The 16,885-nt window shown below is 69.6% G+C and carries 15 protein-coding genes; 11 read left to right on the top strand and 4 right to left on the bottom strand.

From position 1 onward, the window contains the following. Positions 1 to 439 precede the first annotated feature (439 nt). Together AC07AZ_RS03230 and AC07AZ_RS03225 are read left to right on the top strand one after the other, a co-directional pair. On the top strand, positions 440 to 1,642 hold the full coding sequence (locus AC07AZ_RS03230) for an IS110-like element ISSam1 family transposase (protein ID WP_478843241.1): 1,203 nt from the start codon (positions 440 to 442) through the stop codon (positions 1,640 to 1,642). A gap of 370 nt (positions 1,643 to 2,012) precedes the next feature. After that, on the top strand, positions 2,013 to 2,879 hold the full coding sequence (locus AC07AZ_RS03225) for a S1 family peptidase (RefSeq protein WP_478843239.1): 867 nt from the start codon (positions 2,013 to 2,015) through the stop codon (positions 2,877 to 2,879). A 109-nt stretch (positions 2,880 to 2,988) separates the two neighbouring features. Here AC07AZ_RS03225 and AC07AZ_RS03220 read toward each other — a convergent pair whose 3' ends face one another. Beyond that, a complete protein-coding gene (locus AC07AZ_RS03220) occupies positions 2,989 to 3,222 on the bottom strand; it encodes a DUF7455 domain-containing protein (protein ID WP_356036493.1) in 234 nt (77 codons plus the stop codon). Positions 3,223 to 3,662: 440 nt separating this feature from the next. Between AC07AZ_RS03220 and AC07AZ_RS03215 the strand changes: the two genes are divergently transcribed. From AC07AZ_RS03215 to AC07AZ_RS03190, 6 genes are all read left to right on the top strand, one after another. Beyond that, positions 3,663 to 5,786, top strand: coding sequence for a DNA gyrase/topoisomerase IV subunit B (locus AC07AZ_RS03215; protein ID WP_478843237.1), 2,124 nt, complete (start codon positions 3,663 to 3,665; stop codon positions 5,784 to 5,786). Positions 5,787 to 5,994: 208 nt separating this feature from the next. Continuing rightward, positions 5,995 to 6,519 carry a DUF1453 domain-containing protein gene (locus tag AC07AZ_RS03210; RefSeq protein ID WP_478843235.1) on the top strand — a complete coding sequence of 175 codons (525 nt, stop codon included), beginning with the start codon at positions 5,995 to 5,997 and terminating at the stop codon, positions 6,517 to 6,519. Beyond that, complete coding sequence (locus AC07AZ_RS03205) at positions 6,516 to 7,667, top strand: sensor histidine kinase (protein ID WP_478843233.1); 1,152 nt, start codon at positions 6,516 to 6,518, stop codon at positions 7,665 to 7,667. The genes AC07AZ_RS03210 and AC07AZ_RS03205 overlap by 4 nt, the downstream gene beginning before the upstream one ends. Then, positions 7,664 to 8,347 carry a response regulator transcription factor gene (locus AC07AZ_RS03200; protein ID WP_478843231.1) on the top strand — a complete coding sequence of 228 codons (684 nt, stop codon included), beginning with the start codon at positions 7,664 to 7,666 and terminating at the stop codon, positions 8,345 to 8,347. The genes AC07AZ_RS03205 and AC07AZ_RS03200 overlap by 4 nt, the downstream gene beginning before the upstream one ends. 69 nt (positions 8,348 to 8,416) lie before the next feature. Beyond that, positions 8,417 to 8,971 (top strand): DUF485 domain-containing protein, encoded by a 555-nt coding sequence (locus AC07AZ_RS03195; RefSeq protein ID WP_478843229.1) that lies wholly within the window; start codon positions 8,417 to 8,419, stop codon positions 8,969 to 8,971. Beyond that, positions 8,968 to 10,560, top strand: coding sequence for a solute symporter family protein (locus AC07AZ_RS03190; protein WP_478843227.1), 1,593 nt, complete (start codon positions 8,968 to 8,970; stop codon positions 10,558 to 10,560). The genes AC07AZ_RS03195 and AC07AZ_RS03190 overlap by 4 nt, the downstream gene beginning before the upstream one ends. 32 nt (positions 10,561 to 10,592) lie before the next feature. Here AC07AZ_RS03190 and AC07AZ_RS03185 read toward each other — a convergent pair whose 3' ends face one another. After that, positions 10,593 to 11,288 (bottom strand): response regulator, encoded by a 696-nt coding sequence (locus AC07AZ_RS03185; RefSeq protein WP_478843225.1) that lies wholly within the window; start codon positions 11,286 to 11,288, stop codon positions 10,593 to 10,595. 159 nt (positions 11,289 to 11,447) lie between these two features. On the opposite strand from AC07AZ_RS03185, the gene AC07AZ_RS03180 reads away from it, so the two are divergent. The 3 genes from AC07AZ_RS03180 to AC07AZ_RS03170 all read left to right on the top strand — a co-directional run bounded on the left by AC07AZ_RS03180 (position 11,448) and on the right by AC07AZ_RS03170 (position 14,255). Then, complete coding sequence (locus AC07AZ_RS03180; RefSeq protein WP_478843223.1) at positions 11,448 to 12,263, top strand: ABC transporter ATP-binding protein; 816 nt, start codon at positions 11,448 to 11,450, stop codon at positions 12,261 to 12,263. Continuing rightward, a complete protein-coding gene (locus tag AC07AZ_RS03175; RefSeq protein ID WP_478843221.1) occupies positions 12,253 to 13,131 on the top strand; it encodes an ABC transporter permease in 879 nt (292 codons plus the stop codon). Before AC07AZ_RS03180 ends, AC07AZ_RS03175 begins: the two co-directional genes overlap by 11 nt. A gap of 62 nt (positions 13,132 to 13,193) precedes the next feature. Next, positions 13,194 to 14,255, top strand: a complete 1,062-nt coding sequence (locus tag AC07AZ_RS03170; RefSeq protein ID WP_478843219.1) for an ABC transporter substrate-binding protein — start codon at positions 13,194 to 13,196, stop codon at positions 14,253 to 14,255. A 69-nt stretch (positions 14,256 to 14,324) separates the two neighbouring features. Here the strand turns inward: AC07AZ_RS03170 and AC07AZ_RS03165 are convergent, their stop codons facing one another. Next, on the bottom strand, positions 14,325 to 15,005 hold the full coding sequence (locus AC07AZ_RS03165) for a response regulator (RefSeq protein ID WP_478843217.1): 681 nt from the start codon (positions 15,003 to 15,005) through the stop codon (positions 14,325 to 14,327). Beyond that, entirely contained in the window at positions 15,002 to 16,675 is a 1,674-nt protein-coding gene (locus AC07AZ_RS03160; protein ID WP_478843215.1) for a sensor histidine kinase, read from the bottom strand. Before AC07AZ_RS03160 ends, AC07AZ_RS03165 begins: the two co-directional genes overlap by 4 nt. Positions 16,676 to 16,885: the final 210 nt, after the last annotated feature.

Raw genomic sequence — 16,885 nt, 5'->3', positions numbered from 1 at the left:
CCAGGAGGTTCCGGCCGTCAAACCGCTGACGCTGAAACATTCCAGGTCGTAGGCGATGTCCCATGAGTCAGTGCCGCTGTGCACATCCTGGTCGGCGCCGAACGTGCCGTTCGGGAGGCCGCTGCCTGGCCTGTCTGCTCGTCCAGCTGATTTCGTTCCCTTGTAGCTGGCATCGCCCCCGTTATCTTTTTCGCGGTCCTGCAAGAGGGCCGCTGGCCTCCGGGCCCGGCATGACTGTTGCCCCCTGTCGATGGGATGACCTGGGGGGTGGTGTCACCGGGTCCGAGGGGTGCCGTCGGAGACGCTGATCAGAGGTCCGACCACCGCCCGGCCGGGCGCAATGCCAGGCCGCTCGCGGGCGGCAGGTCTGTATAACGTGGATGCGCGAGAACGGCTCCCGACCTTGAGGCCGGCACGCATCGACGCATGTGGGGGCACGGTGATCAGCATCGACGGGGTGGGCGTCTTCCTGGGCCTGGACGTTGGCAAGCAGACGCATCACGGCCACGGCCTGACCCCGGCCCGGAAGAAGGTGTTCGACAAGCAGCTGCCGAACAGCGAACCGAAGCTGCGGGCTGTCTTCGACAAGCTCACGGCCAAGTTCGGCACCGTCCTGGTGGTCGTGGACCAGCCCGCCTCCATCGGCGCCCTCCCACTGACCGTCGCCCGGGACGCCGGCTGCCAGGTCGCCTACCTGCCCGGACTGGCGATGCGCCGGATCGCCGACCTCTACCCCGGCGAGGCCAAGACCGACACGAAGGACGCCGTGGTCATTGCGGACGCTGCCCGCACCATGCCCCACACCCTGCGCACCCTCGACCTGACCGATGAGGTCACCGCGGAGCTGACCATGCTGGTCGGCTTCGACCAGGACCTCGCAGGCGAGGCCAACCGCACCTCCAACCGCATCCGCGGCCTGCTCACCCAGTTCCACCCCAGCCTGGAGCGCGTCCTCGGCCCGCGCCTGGACCACCCGGCAGTGACCTGGCTCCTCGAGCGCTACGGATCCCCGCAAGCACTCCGCAAAGCGGGCCGCCGCAAGCTGGTCGAGGTCGTCCGGCCCCGGGCGCCGCGCATGGCCGAGCGGCTGGTCGACGACATCTTCACCGCACTCGACGAGCAGACCGTCGTCGTCCCGGGCACCGGCACCCTCGACGTGATCGTCCCGTCGCTGGCGAAGTCGCTTGCTGCCGTTCACGAACAACGCCGGGCCCTGGAAACCCGGATCGAGGCACTGCTGGAGGCCCACCCTCTTTCCCAGGTCCTGACCTCGATGCCCGGCATCGGCGTCAGGACCGCCGCAGTCCTCCTGGCCACCGTCGGCGACGGCAGCAGCTTTCCCACCGCCGCCCACCTGGCCTCCTACGCCGGCCTCGCCCCGGCAACCCGGCAGTCCGGCACGTCGATCCACGGCGAGCACGCCCCCAGAGGCGGCAACCGGCAGCTGAAACGAGCGATGTTCCTCTCCGCGTTCGCAGCCCTCCACGATCCCGCCTCCCGCGGCTACTACGACCGCTGCCGAGCCCGCGGCAAAACCCACACCCAGGCCCTCCTCCGCCTCGCCCGCCACCGCATCAGCGTCCTCTTCGCCATGCTCCGCGACGGAACCTTCTACGAGCCGAGGAGCCCTCGACTCGCTTGACGAAGAACATAGAGGCACCCCCCGTAGCTGGCATCGCCGCCTCCGCACGCGGACAGCGACCGGTCGCTACAACGGTCAGCGCAGTGGCTGCGAAGGTGTGAAGCTGCGGTTCACGGATGGCTCCCCGGGGGGCGAGGGGGTCTTGTGAGTGGGCCGACGCCGATGACGAGGGGTCTTGCGAGTGGGCCGACGCCATCGACCGGGCCTGGGTGACGCAAAGCCGGGTCCGCGCCAAACGCGGCGCCGCAACCAGCGGGTCTGACTCGAAGTAGCCGCACCCTCCCCGCAGGTGGACGAGCTCTCGTGCTGCGAGGCGCCGTCCTCTGCATGACTCTGGGTTTTCAGTCATCACCCCGAGTGAGGAGTGCGCATGCGTCGCCGTATTTTCCGGGCGCTGTCCCGGCCGCTGGTTCTGGCGGCCGCGGCAGCCGCGATACCGCTGGTGTCCACCGTCCCGGCCGCTGCCGACAACGTGGTCGTCGGCAGCTTCCCCGTCGACGTGTCGGAGAGTCCCTGGACGGTGGCGCTGTCCAGCCGTGACCGGTTCGGGGGTACCCGGGCCGGTCAGTTCTGTGGGGGTGTCGCCGTCGGCGCGACCACCGTGCTCACCGCCGCCCACTGTCTGGCCAAGGACGTCCTGGGGGCGTCGCCGGACCGGGTGAGCGACTTCAAGGTCATCGCGGGCCGGACCGATCTGCTGTCGGACCAGGGCCAGGAGATCGCCGTGCGCGAGACCTGGGTGAACCCCGACTACGACAGTACGAGCAACGCCGGCGACTTCGCCGTACTCACCCTCGCCACGCCTCTTCCGCAGGGCTCGGTCATCCCCATGGCGGGTCCCGGTGACCCCGCGTACGCGCCGGACACCGACGCCACGGTCTACGGCTGGGGTGACCTGACGGGCGTCGGCGACTACGCGCACAGTCTGCGAGGGGCTCACGTGCACGTGCTGGCCGACGCGCTCTGCGAAGAGGCCTATCCGGGCAGCACGGACGGCACGTACGTCGCCGGCGCGATGGTGTGCGCGGGCGAGGCCGAGGGGGGCCGGGACGCCTGCCAGGGGGACAGCGGCGGGCCGCTGGTCGCCGGTGGGAAGCTGATCGGCCTCGTGTCCTGGGGAAGCGGCTGCGGGCGTGCCGGCAGCCCAGGCGTCTACACGCGCGTCTCCGACGCCGTGAGCAGGCTGGGGTGGGGCGGCGTGACGCGAGGCGCCGTGAGGGCGCCTGCGCGCCGCTGAGGGGCGTTCAGGTCCAGTGGCATGACGTACGGGCGGCGGTCCCTGGAGTCAGGGACCGCCGCCCGGACACCGGCCTGTGCCGGAGCTGGCTCGTCGTGTATGCGAAGTGTCAGCGCTCTTCTTCCGTGGTGGCTGTCGCGGGAACGGACGTGAGCCGCTCCGTCTCGTCCTGTATCTCGGCGGCGATCTTCTTGAGTTCCGGCTCGAACTTGCGGCCGTGGTGGGCGCAGAAGAGCAGCTCTCCGCCGCTGAGCAGGACGACGCGCAGGTATGCCTGGGCGCCGCAGCGGTCGCAGCGATCGGCGGCCGTCAACGGGCTCGCGGGGGTCAGAACAGTAGTCACGTCGCCTCTTCTCTAGCTCGACGAGCTGTCGTACCAGGGTCAACATCCAACCAGCCCCAAAACGTTCCCGCTCGTGGCTTCTCCTCGAAAAAAATCTGCGAGGCGGCTGTCTGCCTCCGGTTGGCGGCGAATGTGCCGTATTACGTGTCTGTGTGTCTTACGGGTTCGCGCTGTCTGGCAGGGTCGGGTCCTCCCGGCTGGCTTGCCGGTTGTTCTTGAGGACGTGCCCGGAGCCTAAATGGTTCATGCCCCGAAGGGAACGTGATATGTACTTCACTCCATCGAGGGATCGAACGCGCATACGACTCTGGACTAGTGTGAGTGGAGACGAGGGTGGCGTTACAACGGCTCTACCAGGCCTCGGTACCCTCTGAGCGGCAACCAGGGCCGCGCCCTTACCCAGAAGGGCCCCACCTGAAATTCAGCGAGGAGCGAACCGCGTGACCGCCGAAACGTCCGTGCCGTCCACAGCTCTGCTGGCAGGAGCAGACCGGGACGGTTCCAACTACACCGCGCGGCACCTGCTCGTCCTCGAAGGGCTCGAGGCCGTACGCAAGCGCCCTGGCATGTACATCGGATCGACCGACAGTCGTGGCCTGATGCACTGCCTGTGGGAGATCATCGACAACTCCGTGGACGAGGCCCTTGGGGGCCACTGCGACCACATCGAGGTGATCCTCCACGACGACGCCTCGGTGGAGGTGCGGGACAACGGCCGCGGTATTCCGGTCGACGTCGAGCCCAAGACCGGACTGTCCGGCGTCGAGGTCGTCATGACCAAGCTGCACGCCGGCGGCAAGTTCGGCGGCGGATCGTACGCGGCCTCCGGCGGCCTCCACGGCGTCGGCGCCTCCGTGGTGAACGCCCTGTCCGCCCGGCTGGACGTCGAGGTCGACCGCAGCGGCCACACCCACGCCATCAGCTTCCGGCGCGGTGTCCCCGGCGCCTTCGCCGGTGTCGGCCCGGACGCGGCATTCGAGGCCGCGAGCGGCCTGCGCAAGGCCAAGAGGATCGCCAGGACCCGTACCGGCACGCGCGTGCGGTACTGGGCGGACCGCCAGATCTTCCTCAAGGACGCCAAGCTCTCCCTGGAGACGCTGCACCAGCGCGCCCGCCAGACCGCGTTCCTGGTGCCGGGCCTGACCATCGTCGTCCGTGACGAATACGGTCTCGGCGAGGGTGGCAGCAAGGGTGAGGAGTCCTTCCGCTTCGACGGCGGTATCAGTGAGTTCTGCGAGTACCTGGCCAGTGACAAGCCCGTCTGCGACATCCTCCGCTTCTCCGGCCAGGGCACCTTCAAGGAGACGGTGCCGGTCCTCGACGACCACGGTCAGATGACGCCCACCGAGGTCACCCGTGAACTCGGTGTCGATGTCGCCCTGCGCTGGGGGACCGGGTACGACACCCTGCTCAAGTCGTTCGTCAACATCATCGCCACGCCCAAGGGCGGTACCCACGTCGCCGGGTACGAGCAGGCCATCGTCAAGACGATGAACGAGGTGCTGCGCGCCAAGAAGCTGCTGCGCGTGGCCGAGGACGACATCGTCAAGGACGACGCCCTGGAGGGCCTGACCGCGGTCGTCACGGTCCGCCTCGCCGAGCCACAGTTCGAGGGTCAGACCAAGGAGGTCCTCGGCACCTCGGCGGCGCGCCGCATCGTCTTCAACGTGGTCTCCAAGGAACTCAAGGCCTTCCTGACCTCCACGAAGCGGGACGCGGCGGCCCAGGCCCGGGTCGTCATGGAGAAGGCCGTCGCGGCGGCCCGCACGCGCATCGCCGCCCGCCAGCACAAGGACGCCCAGCGCCGGAAGACGGCCCTGGAGTCCTCCTCGCTGCCCGCCAAGCTCGCCGACTGCCGCAGCGACGACGTCGACCGCAGTGAGCTCTTCATCGTCGAGGGCGACTCCGCGCTCGGTACGGCGAAGCTCGCCCGGAACTCCGAGTTCCAGGCGTTGCTGCCGATCCGGGGCAAGATCCTCAACGTACAGAAGTCGTCCGTGACGGACATGCTCAAGAACGCCGAGTGCGGTGCGATCATCCAGGTCATAGGAGCGGGATCCGGCCGTACGTTCGATATTGACGCGGCCCGCTACGGCAAGATCATCATGATGACCGACGCCGATGTGGACGGCTCCCACATCCGCACCCTGCTCCTGACGCTGTTCCACCGCTACATGCGGCCCATGGTCGAGGCCGGCCGCGTCTTCGCCGCGGTGCCGCCGCTGCACCGCATCGAGCTCGTCCAGCCGAAGAAGGGCCAGGACAAGTACGTCTACACGTACTCGGACCGCGAGCTGCGGGACAAGCTCCTGGAGTTCCAGAGCAAGGGCGTGCGATACAAGGACTCCATCCAGCGCTACAAGGGCCTCGGAGAGATGGACGCCGACCAGCTGGCCGAAACGACCATGGACCCGCGCCACCGCACCCTCCGCCGCATCAACCTAACCGACCTGGACTCGGCCGAGTCCGTCTTCGACCTGCTGATGGGCAATGACGTGGCGCCTCGCAAGGAGTTCATCTCCAGCTCGGCCGCGACGCTGGATCGGTCGCGTATCGACGCTTAGCGGGTGCGGGTGCCTGACCCTTGGCTGTCGGAGGCGCCTGACCCTTGTCTGTCGGAGTGTCTCCACCCGCGGGTGGAGCCCCCGTCGCCAGAGGTTCCACCCACCATCCACCCGCACTCCGATCTCCTGGCCTGCGCTTTTCCGTAGCGTCGAAGGTGTCGGCAGCGCTCGCTGCCGACACCGACCTTCCTCGCTCACGGAGGCTCAGATGCCCGGGCTCGTCAACGCGTTGCTCATCGTGGCCGTTGTGGCCCTGGTGATCGTGCGGCAGTTCCGCACCGCCCGGCTCGACAGCGGCCGGCGCTGGTGGCTCGTGCCCACGGTCCTGGCGGTCACAGCGCTGCGCGAGCCGGGCATCCTCGACGCCCACCACCACGTCGCCTCCGCGCTTCTGCTCGGCGCCGAGCTGGTCATCGGCCTGGTCACCGGCGTCGGCTGGGCCTGGACCTCGCGCATATGGGTGGAGGCGGACGGCGGTGTGTGGACCAGGAGCACCAGAAGCAGCGTCGCCGTATGGGCCGTCGGCATCACCCTGCGCCTCGCCCTGTTCGCCCTCGGCGCCGTGCTGGGGATCCACCAGGACAGCTCCGCACTGCTGCTCGCCCTCTCGGGCACCCTGCTCGTCCGCTCCGGAATCATGGTCTGGCGGACTCGGTCCCTGGAACGGCCCGCGGAAGCGGGTGCGGCGTACGGTGACGCCACGGCCCGGCCCGCCTGGAAGGAGCGCGTGTGAAGGACGACACCTGGACACGCTGGCCCTCACCGGAAGCGCTGCGACGGACCGGCATCTCCCGGGCTCGGCTCATGCTCGGCAGGGTCGCCCGGCTGCTGGCCGTCGGCATCCTCCTCTGGGGCGTCTTCACCAGTGACGACGGCCATGGCTGGGGTGCGGTGGCAGCGGCCGCCGGCATCGTCCTCGCCGCCCTCGCGGCCTGGGCCTTCTTCCGGACCACGCTGGCACACCGGCTCTGGCCGTCCTTGGTGCTCCTCGTTGTGCTGCTGGGCGTCGCGGTCGCCGCGCAGGCGGCCGGTTTCAGAATTCCCGCTCTCGTCCTCTGGTGCGCCTGCGCCGTGGCTTCCCTGGAGCGGCTGCCCCTGGCGGCCGCGCTGCCCGCGACCTCGGTGGCTCTCGCCGCCTACGCGGCTGTCAACGACGACGTGTGGCTGACCACCGCGGCGACGACGGCGGGGCTCGCCCTGTCCGGATATGTCCTACGGCTGGACGCCGAGGCCCGAGGGAGCGCGCAGCGACTGCTCGCTCAGGAGCGGGCCGCGCGTGCGGCGGAGAAGGAGTCGGCGGCCCTCACCGAGCGTTCCCGTATCGCGCGGGAGATCCATGACGTACTGGCACACAGCCTGTCGGCGCAGCTCGTGCACCTGGAGGCGGCCCGGCTGCTGATCGAGCGGGGCGCCGACCAGCAGCAGATCCTCGAAAGAGTGGTGGCGGCGCGGGGAATGGCACGCGACGGCCTGTCCGAGACCCGCCAGGCACTGTCGGCGCTGCGCGGGGAGCTGACCCCGCTGGAGGACTTCCTCACCGAACTCGTCAGCGCGTCCGAGGGTGCCGAGGTCACCGTTGAGGGTGAGCGCAGACCGTTGCCTGCCGAGGCGTCGCAGGCGGTGCGCAGGGTCGCCCAGGAAGCCCTGACGAACGTCCGCAAACACGCCCCCAGCGCGAAGGTGCGCTTGCAGCTCGTCTACGGCGATCACCAAGTGGCCCTCGTCGTGCGGGACACGGGTGGTTCGCCCGGCGAACTCACGGCCACCGGAGCCGGGTACGGTCTGCTCGGCATGCGGGAGCGTGCCGAGTTGCTGGGCGGCTCTTTGGCCGCCGGGCCGGACGAGGAGGGGTTTGTGGTGAGGTTGCAGGTGCCCGTATGACGCAGGAGGCGACGAGGAAGCCCGCGCGGGTCGTGGTCGCGGACGATCAGACCGTCGTCCGCGAGGGCATCGTGATGTTGCTGGGGCTGCTGCCCGGCATCGAGGTCGTCGGTGCGGCGGGTGATGGGAACCAAGCGGTGGAGCTGGTCGCCGAACTCGCCCCCGACGTCGTGCTGATGGACCTGCGGATGCCTCGGTGCGACGGGGTGGAGGCGACCCGGCGCATCCGGGCCGAGTATCCCGGCACGCAGGTCGTTGTGCTCACGACCTTCGCCGACGACGATTCGCTGTTCCCCGCGTTGAGAGCCGGTGCGCGCGGCTATCTCACCAAGGACGCGGGGGGCGACGAGATCGTGCGGGCGGTGCAGAGCGTGCTGTCCGGGGATGCGGGGCTGTCGCCGAGCATCCAACGGCGTCTGCTGGAGCGGCTGTCCGAACCCGAGCCCCCGCCCGCGGCGCCCGCCGAGGTGCCGGACGGACTCACCGTGCGGGAGACCGAGGTGCTGGTGCTGATCGCCGAGGGCCTGAGCAATCAGGAGATCGCCCGTCGGCTGCACGTCTCCACGGCGACCGTGAAGACCCACATCAACAACCTGTTCGCCAAGACCGGGCTCAAGGACCGTGCACAGGCGGTCCGTTATGCGTATGCGAAGGGTCTTGTGCGGCCAGCGGTGAATTGAGTCACCTGATGGGGTGAAGACCGCGGGGAAGAAGTGTCGGGGATCTTCCCGTTCTGTCCATCCTTGGGCATGCAGTCAAGCAACGGCCTTCCCCGCGGGGACGCGGGTGGTGCCGAGAGTCCGGCCGAGACCCCCACCGGTCATGACCAGGCCGCCAACGAGACGTCCGGCAGCGTCCGGTACGACGACCCCTGGTACGACGCGCTCGCCTCCGGATGGGGTGAGTCGCACACGGCAGGCGCGCCCGCGGCCGTCCCGGCGAGTCGGCAGGGTGAGGCACGGGCCGCCGCGGCGGCCGACGTGTACCTCGAGGTGCAGCGCAGCGCCGCGTTCCAGGAGGTGCGCAGCCGCTACCGCAGGTTCGTGGTGCCGGGCGTGGCCGTGTTCCTCACTTGGTACCTGGCCTATGTGGTGACCGCCACCACCGCGCCCGGGCTGATGGCGCGGCCCGTGGCCGGCGCGGTGAACGTCGCGATGCTCGCCGGGCTCGGGCAGTTCCTCTCCACGTTCCTGCTCACCTGGGCGTACACCCGCCACGCGCGGCTGCGCAGGGACCGGGCCGCGCTCGAACTGCGGTGGGACACCCAGGAACTCACGCGCGGTGTGCGGGGCGGTGTGCTGTGAGAGGCGAGCACCAGACTCTGGCGCTGCTGCTGTTCAGCGCGTTCGTCGCGGTCACGTTGGGCATCACGACATGGGTGAGCCGTCACCGGCACGGCTCGGCCGAGGAGTTCTACGCCGGCGGCCGTCTCTTCTCACCCATGGAGAATGGCTTTGCCATCGCGGGCGACTACATGTCCGCGGCGTCCTTCCTGGGGATCTCCGGGATCATCGCGCTGTTCGGCTACGACGGGCTGCTGTACTCGGTGGGCTTCTTGGTGGCCTGGCTGGTGGTGCTGTTCCTGGTCGCCGAACTGGTCCGCAACTGCGGGCGGTTCACGTTGGCCGACGTGGTCGCGGCGCGGATGAGCGAGCGGCCCGTACGGATCGCGGCGGGTACGTCCTCGGTCACGGTGTCCGTGCTGTACCTGGTGGCGCAGATGGTGGGCGCGGGCAGCCTGGTCGCGCTGCTGCTCGGCGGCACGGGCAAGGCGGCGCAGACCTGGACCGTCATCGGTGTCGGTGCGCTGATGGTGATCTATGTGTCGCTGGGAGGGATGCGGGCCACCACCTGGATCCAGATCGTGAAGGCGGTCCTGCTGCTCGGCGGCACCATCGCGCTGACCGTGCTCGTCCTGGTGCGTTTCCACGGTGACTTCGACCAGTTGCTGCTCACGGCGGCGGCGCGCAGTGGGCACGGCGACGCGTTTTTGGCACCCGGACTGAAGTACGGCGGCGACTGGACGGCCCGCCTCGACTTCATCAGCCTGGGTCTCGCGCTGGTGCTGGGCACGGCCGGACTGCCGCACATCCTGTCGCGGTTCTACACCGTGCCCACCGCGCGGGCGGCAAGGAGTTCCGTCGTCTGGTCCATCGGCCTGATCGGCGGGTTCTACCTGATGACGATCGTCCTCGGCTTCGGGGCCGCGGCGATCGTGGGCCCGGATGCCGTACGAGGGTCGAACGCGGCCGGCAACACGGCCGTCCCGCTGCTGGCCCTCGACCTCGGCGGCGGTGCCGACTCCACCGGGGGGACGGTTCTCTTCGCGGTCGTCGCCGCCGTCGCTTTCGCAACGATCCTCGCGGTGGTCGCGGGAATCACGCTCGCCTCGTCGGCCTCCGTGGCCCACGACCTCTACGCGTCCCTGCGGCGCCGCCACTCCAAGCCGCGCAGCGAGGTCGCCGTGGCACGCGTCGCCGCGGTCGGCATCGGGGTGGTCGCGATCGCCCTCGGACTCCTCGCGCGCGATCTCAACGTCGCGTTCCTGGTGGGCCTCGCGTTCGCCGTAGCGGCCTCGGCCAACCTGCCGGTGCTGCTGTACTCCCTGTTCTGGCGCGGCTTCACCACCCGCGGTGCCGTATGGGCCGTCTACGGCGGTCTCGTCCCGGCCCTGGTCCTCGTGCTGCTCTCTCCCGTCGTGTCGGGGAGCCCGGAATCGCTGTTTCCCGGCGTCGACTTCCAGTACTTCCCGCTGCAGAACCCCGGGCTCGTCTCGATCCCGCTGGGCTTTCTGGCGGGCTGGCTCGGCACCGTCACCTCGGCGGAGCTGCCCGACGAGGCCAAGCACGCGGAGACCGAAGTGCGCTCACTGACCGGGGCGGGGGCTGTGTAGAGGCGACGCCGTGACGGTCGTAGGGCATACGGCTACGGAGTCACCCAGGCGTAGCGGTGTTCCGGGCGGCCCGTGTCGCCGTACTTGAGGGAGAGGCGGAGGCGGCCGGCCTGTTCCAGGTGCCGCAGGTAGCGCTGGGCGGTGGAGCGGCTCAGGCCCGTTTCTGCGGCGACCTCGTGGGCGGACAGCGGATGGTTCGCGCTGTGCAGGACGCGGCAGATCAGGTCGGTGGTCGGCTCTGAGTGGCCACTCGGCAGCCCCGGTGCGGGCGGCGCCGGTGTGGTGCGCAGGGCGCTGAAGATCCGGTCGACCTGCTCCTGACCCGCGATGCCGCGACCGCCGCCGACCCGGTCGACGGTGCGGCGCAGGGCGGCGTAGGAGTCCAGACGGGTACGCAGCGCGGCGAAGGTGAAGGGCTTGACGAGGTAGTGCAGGGCGCCGAGGCGCATGGCGGTCTGCACGGTCGCCACGTCCCCGGCCGCCGTGATCATGATGACGTCGGTGCCGTGGCCCTGTTCCCGCATGCGATGGACGAGGTCGAGGCCTGTCCCGTCGGGCAGGTAGTGGTCGAGCAGCACCAGATCTATGGTGCCGCGCTGGACCGCGGCCAGTGCCTGGGCAGCACTGTGCGCGCGGGCGGCCACCCGGAATCCGGGAACCTTCCCCACGTACTTGGCGTTGATCTCGGCGACGCGGAAGTCGTCGTCCACGACCAGGACGTCAATCATCGGGCCTCTTTCCGTCAAGGCCTGACAGGCGTTGCGCCCGTGTTTCGGCTTCGCTGTTGTAGCGCGAGCAAAAGAAGCACAACAGGCCGTTGCAGGCAAAAGAACGGCATGTGCTCAGAAGACTGCTGCTGTGGCGCGCGCCACTTCTACCGTCCGGCCATGAGCGCAGACACCAGCCCCGCCATCGAGTTGCGGGGCGCGAGCAAGACGTTTCGGACCCCCTCCGGGGGTCTGCACACGGCCGTCAGGGGACTGGATCTCACGGTGGGACGTGGGGAGTTCGTGGCGGTCGTCGGTCCCACGGGGTGCGGCAAGTCGACCACGCTGACACTGGTCAGCGGCCTTGAGGAGCCGAGCGAGGGTGAGGTTCTGGTCTCCGGCGAGGCGGTACGCGGCGTCGGCGACAAGGTCGGCTTCGTCTTCCAGCAGGACGCCACGTTTCCCTGGCGCACCGTCCTGTCCAACGTCATGGCGGGCCCGCGCTTTCGCGGTGTGCCCAAGGCGGAGGCGAAGAGCAGGGCGCGCGACTGGCTGGCCCGGGTGGGCCTGAGCGCCTTCGAGGACCGCTACCCGCACCAGCTCTCCGGCGGTCAGCGCAAACGTGTCGCGCTGGCCGCGACCTTCGTCAACGACCCCGAGATCCTGTTGATGGACGAGCCGTTCTCCGCGCTCGACGTGCAGACCCGCGCTCTGATGTCGGACGAACTGCTCGAACTGTGGGAGGGCACGCGCGCCTCCGTCGTCTTCGTCACCCATGACCTGGAGGAGTCCATCGCGCTGGCCGACAAGGTCGTGGTGATGACCGCCGGGCCCGCCACCGTCAAGCAGGTCTTCGACATCGACCTGCCGCGGCCGCGCAAGGTCGAATCCGTCCGCCTGGAGTCGCGGTTCATCGAGATCTACCGCGAGATCTGGGAGTCCCTCGGCGAAGAGGTGCGCATCACGCGGGAGAGGGGTGCGGCCGATGTCGCCTGACATCCTGCCCGAGGCCGCGGTCGCGCTGCCCCTCACCGAGTCCGGCGGCAAGACGGATCGCGCCCAGACGCGCGCGCGTGCCGCACGCAGACGCAGGCTCGTCGTCACGGCCGCCCGCGTGATCCTCCTGGTCGCCGTTCTCGGTCTGTGGGAGGTGTGCGCCCGGACCAAGATCATCGACCCGTTCAACTTCTCGATGCCCTCGAAGATCTGGGACCAGATCTACACCTGGGTGACGCACGGCACCGCGCTGGGTCCGCTGGGCGAACAGATCTGGTACACGCTGTACGAGGCGCTGCTCGGCTGGGTCTTCGGTGTGGTCGGCGGTGTGGTCTTCGGCATCGCGCTGGGGCGGATCACCTTGCTCGCCGATGTTCTTGGTCCTTACATCAAGGTGCTCAACTCGATTCCCAGGATCGTCCTCGCCCCGATCTTCGTGATCTGGTTCGGGCTCGGCCCGGCCTCCAAGGTCGCCTCGGCCGTCGTCCTGGTGTTCTTCCCGGTGTTCTTCAACGCGTTCCAGGGTGCCCGCGAGGTCGACCGCAATCTTGTCGCCAATGCCAGGATCCTGGGTGCCAGCGACCGCAGGGTGACGCTCCAGGTCGTCATCCCGTCCGCCACCTCCTGGATCTTCACCAGCCTCCACGTCAGCTTCGGCTTCGCCCTCATCGGCGCCATCGTCGGTGAGTACATCGGCGCGACCAAGGGCATCGGCCTGCTCGTCGCGCAGTCGCAGGGCACCTTCAACGCGGCCGGGGTGTACGCCGCGATGGTCCTCCTCGCTGTCGTCGCGCTGCTCGCCGAAGGGCTGCTGACCTTCGGCGAGCGCCGCATCTTCCGCTGGAAGCCGTCGGACTCCGACAGCTGAACCGGCCCCTCCTCCCGAGTCTCCTCCTCCCCGCTCCGCCCACTCACAAGGACGTGAACCGCATGCGCAAGTCCGCCAGAATCGCCGCGCTGGCCGCCGCCGGTCTGCTCGCTCTCTCCTCGCTCACCGCCTGCGCCAACGACGCGGCGAGCACCGCCTCCTCCGGCTCCGGTGGCAAGGGGGACGGCAAGGGCGAGAAGGTCAAGATCATGGTCGGTGGTCTGGACAAGGTCATCTACCTGCCGGCCATGCTCACCCAGCGGCTCGGCTTCTTCGACGCCGAGGGCCTCGAGGTGGAACTGCTGAGCGAGCCGGCGGGGGTGCAGGCCGAGACGGCACTCGTCTCCGGCCAGGTGCAGGGCGCCGTCGGCTTCTACGACCACACCCTCGATCTGCAGGTCAAGGGCAAGGCCGTCGAGTCCGTGGTGCAGTTCTCGCACGCGCCGGGCGAGGTGGAGATCGTCTCCACCAAGGCGGCGGGCGACATCACCTCGCCCAAGGACTTCAAGGGCAAGAAGCTCGGTGTCACGGGCCTCGGTTCCTCGACGGACTTCCTCACCAAGTACCTCGCCGTCAAGAACGGCGTCAAGGTCAGCGATTTCACGCCGGTCGCCGTCGGCGCGGGGCCGACCTTCATCTCGGCGCTCCAGCAGGGCTCCATCGCCGGAGGCATGACCACCGACCCGACCGTCGCCACGATCCTCGACAAGAAGGCGGGGAAGGTGCTGCTCGACATGCGTACCCCGCAGGGCTCGGAGGAGGCCCTCGGCGGGCCGTACCCCTCGTCGAGCCTGTACATGCAGACGAGCTGGGTCAACAGTCACAAGGCCACCGTGCAGAAGTTGGCCAATGCATTCGTCAAGACGCTCAAGTGGATGTCCACGCACAGCGCGAGCGAGATCGCCGACACGATGCCGGCCGACTACTCGCAGGGCAACAAGATGCTCTACGCGGTGGCCATCAAGAGCACGCTGCCGATGTTCACCAAGGACGGCGTGATGCCCGCGGAGGGCCCCGAGACCGTCGAGAAGGTGCTCAAGGCGTTCAACCCCAACATCCAGAACGCGACGGTCGATCTGAGCAAGACGTACACGACCGAGTTCGTGAAGAAGGCGGCCGGCTGACATCTCCGCGCCCGCCGTGCGTGTGTGAGGAGGGCGTACGGCCCCTTCCCCCGCCCCAAGGGCCGTGCCTCAGGTGCGGGTCGCCCACACGTAACGGTGTTCGGGGCGGCCCGCGTCGCCGTATCGGAGAGTGAGCCGGGCCCGGCCCGTGCGCTCCAGGAGCTTCAGATAGCGCTGGGCGGTCTGGCGGCTCACCCCCGTCCGCTCGGCGATCTCCTGGGCGGACAGGGGGCCTTCGGCGTTCATCAGGGACCGCCGGACGAGCTCCGCGGTGGTGGGGGAGTGCCCTTTGGGCAGGTCGGGCTCCGAAGGCGTGGACAGCGCGCCGAAGATGCGGTCCACCTCGGCCTGTTCCGCCTCACCGCCGCTGTCAAGGGTGTGCCGCAGCTTCGCGTACGCCTCCAGCCTGGCCCGCAGGCCCGCGAAGGCGAACGGTTTGACCAGGTACTGCAGGGCGCCCTGCCGCATCGCCGCCTGCACGGTCGTCACGTCCCGTGCCGCCGTCACCATGATCACGTCGGTCTGATGACCGCGTCGGCGCATCTCCTGGACGACCGCCAGTCCCGTCTCGTCGGGCAGGTAGTGGTCCATGAGCACGAGGTCCAGGTGCGGTAGCGTCTCCAGCTGACGCAGCGCCTCGGCGGCACTGTGCGCCTCACCGGCCACATGGAACCCCGGCACCTTCTCGACGTAGGCGGCGTTGACGCGTGCGACCCGCGTGTCGTCGTCCACGACCAGCACCTCGATCACGACTCCTCCCGGGGCGCGGTCCGCGGCACGGAGGGGGCGGTGAGGGCCGGTTCCAGGTCCGGTCCTGCCAGGGCCTCGGGCAGGACGACGGTGAACTCCGCGCCGCCGCCCGCCGCTTCGCCGACCGAAGCGCTGCCGCCCTGCCGCTCGGCGAACCTGCGCACCAGGGACAGTCCGATACCGCGTTCCCGGTGCGCGGGCGGTTTCTTCGTGGTCCAGCCCTCCGTGAACACCGACTCGTGGTGCTCCGCAGGGATGCCCGGTCCGGTGTCCCGCACGCGGAGCACGACGGTACGGCCGTCCGCGCGCACTTCGACCTCCACGCGCGCGTGCGCGGTGCCGGCCACGGCGTCCAGGGCGTTGTCCACCAGGTTGCCGACAACCGTGACGAGCCCCCGGGGCTCGACCAGCCGGTCCGGGAGCCGCGTCCCGTCGGAGACCCACAGAGCGACCCCGCGCTCGGCGGCGACGGTGGCCTTGCCGACGAGCAGAGCGGCGAGCAAGGGGTCGTGGATCTTCTCGGTGACCTGTTCCGCGGTCGCGCGGTGGTCCCCGACCACCTCTCCCACGAACTCCACGGCGTCGTCGTACATCTCCAGTTCCAGCAGCCCGAGCAGCGTGTGCATGCGGTTGGCGTGCTCGTGGTCCTGGGCGCGCAGCGCGTCGATCAGACCGCGGGTGGAGTCGAGTTCCCGGCCGAGCTGCTCAAGTTCGGTGCGGTCGCGGAGGGTGGCGACGGCGCCGCCGTCGTCGGTGGGCATGCGGTTGGCGACCAGGACGCGCTGGCCGCGGACGGTGAGCAGGTCGGTGCCCGTGACCCGGCCGGCCAGCACGTCGGCCGTACGTCCGGTGCCGAGCGCGTCGTCGGGGGACCGGCCGACGACCTCGTCACCTATGCCCAGAAGGCGCTGCGCCTCGTCGTTGAGGAGGCGGACACGGCCGGCGCGGTCCAGGGCGACGACGCCCTCCCGTATGCCGTGCAGCATCGCCTCGCGCTCCGCGAGAAGCCCGGAGATGTCCGAGAAGGCCAGGTCCCGGGTCTGCCGCTGCACCCGGCGGGAGATCAGCCAGGCGGCGAGCGCGCCGACGGCCAGCGCGCCACCGGCGTACGCGAACAGCCCCGGGATCGCGTGGATCAGCCGCGCCCGCACGCTGTCGTACGCGATGCCCACGGACACCGCGCCGACTATGTCGCCCGCGCTGTTGCGCAGGGGCACCTTGCCGCGCGCGGAGCGGCCCAGGGTGCCGCTGTCGATCTCCATGACGTCCTTGCCGGCGATGGCCCGGCGCGGGTCGGTGGAGACCTTCCTGCCGATCTCCCGGGGCTCGGTGTGCGACCAGCGGATGCCCCGCAGGTCCATCACCACGACGTACTCGGCGTCGGTGGCGAGGCGGATCCGCTCCGCCTCCTGCTGGACGGGGCCCGCGGCCGTCGGAGGCGTGGTCTCGACCTCCTCCGCGATCCGCGGCTGCGCGGCGGTCGTCTGCGCGATGGACAGCGCCCGGCGCATCGCCTGGTCGTCCAGCTGCTGGCTGAGCGGCGCGAGGAACAGTCCGGTCGCGAGCACCGCGACCCCCGCGGCGATCGCCAGCTGCATCAGCAGCACCTGCGAGAACACCCGCCGGGGCAGACCGAGGCGCAGACGGCGTGCGGGGGGAGTGGGGCTCATACCCATGACGGTACGTGGACGGGCGGAAAGTGCGGTCGAGGGGGTCTGACCTGGATCGTGTTGATCAAGGGCGGCGTCGGGATCAACTGGTCAATGCTCGGGTACGGCGTCGGGGCGGGTCGGAGAACTGGCAGGCCGGCGCGGCAGCGGTCGGAGTGCGGTCGCCGGTGAGTCCCCTGCGGCCCACACGTTCGGCGAATCCCCTGCGGC

The organism is Streptomyces sp. NPDC043878 (genome assembly GCF_056435735.1).
The sequence above is the reverse complement of the archived record's forward strand: the minus strand, read 5'-3'. Positions and strand labels throughout refer to the sequence as shown.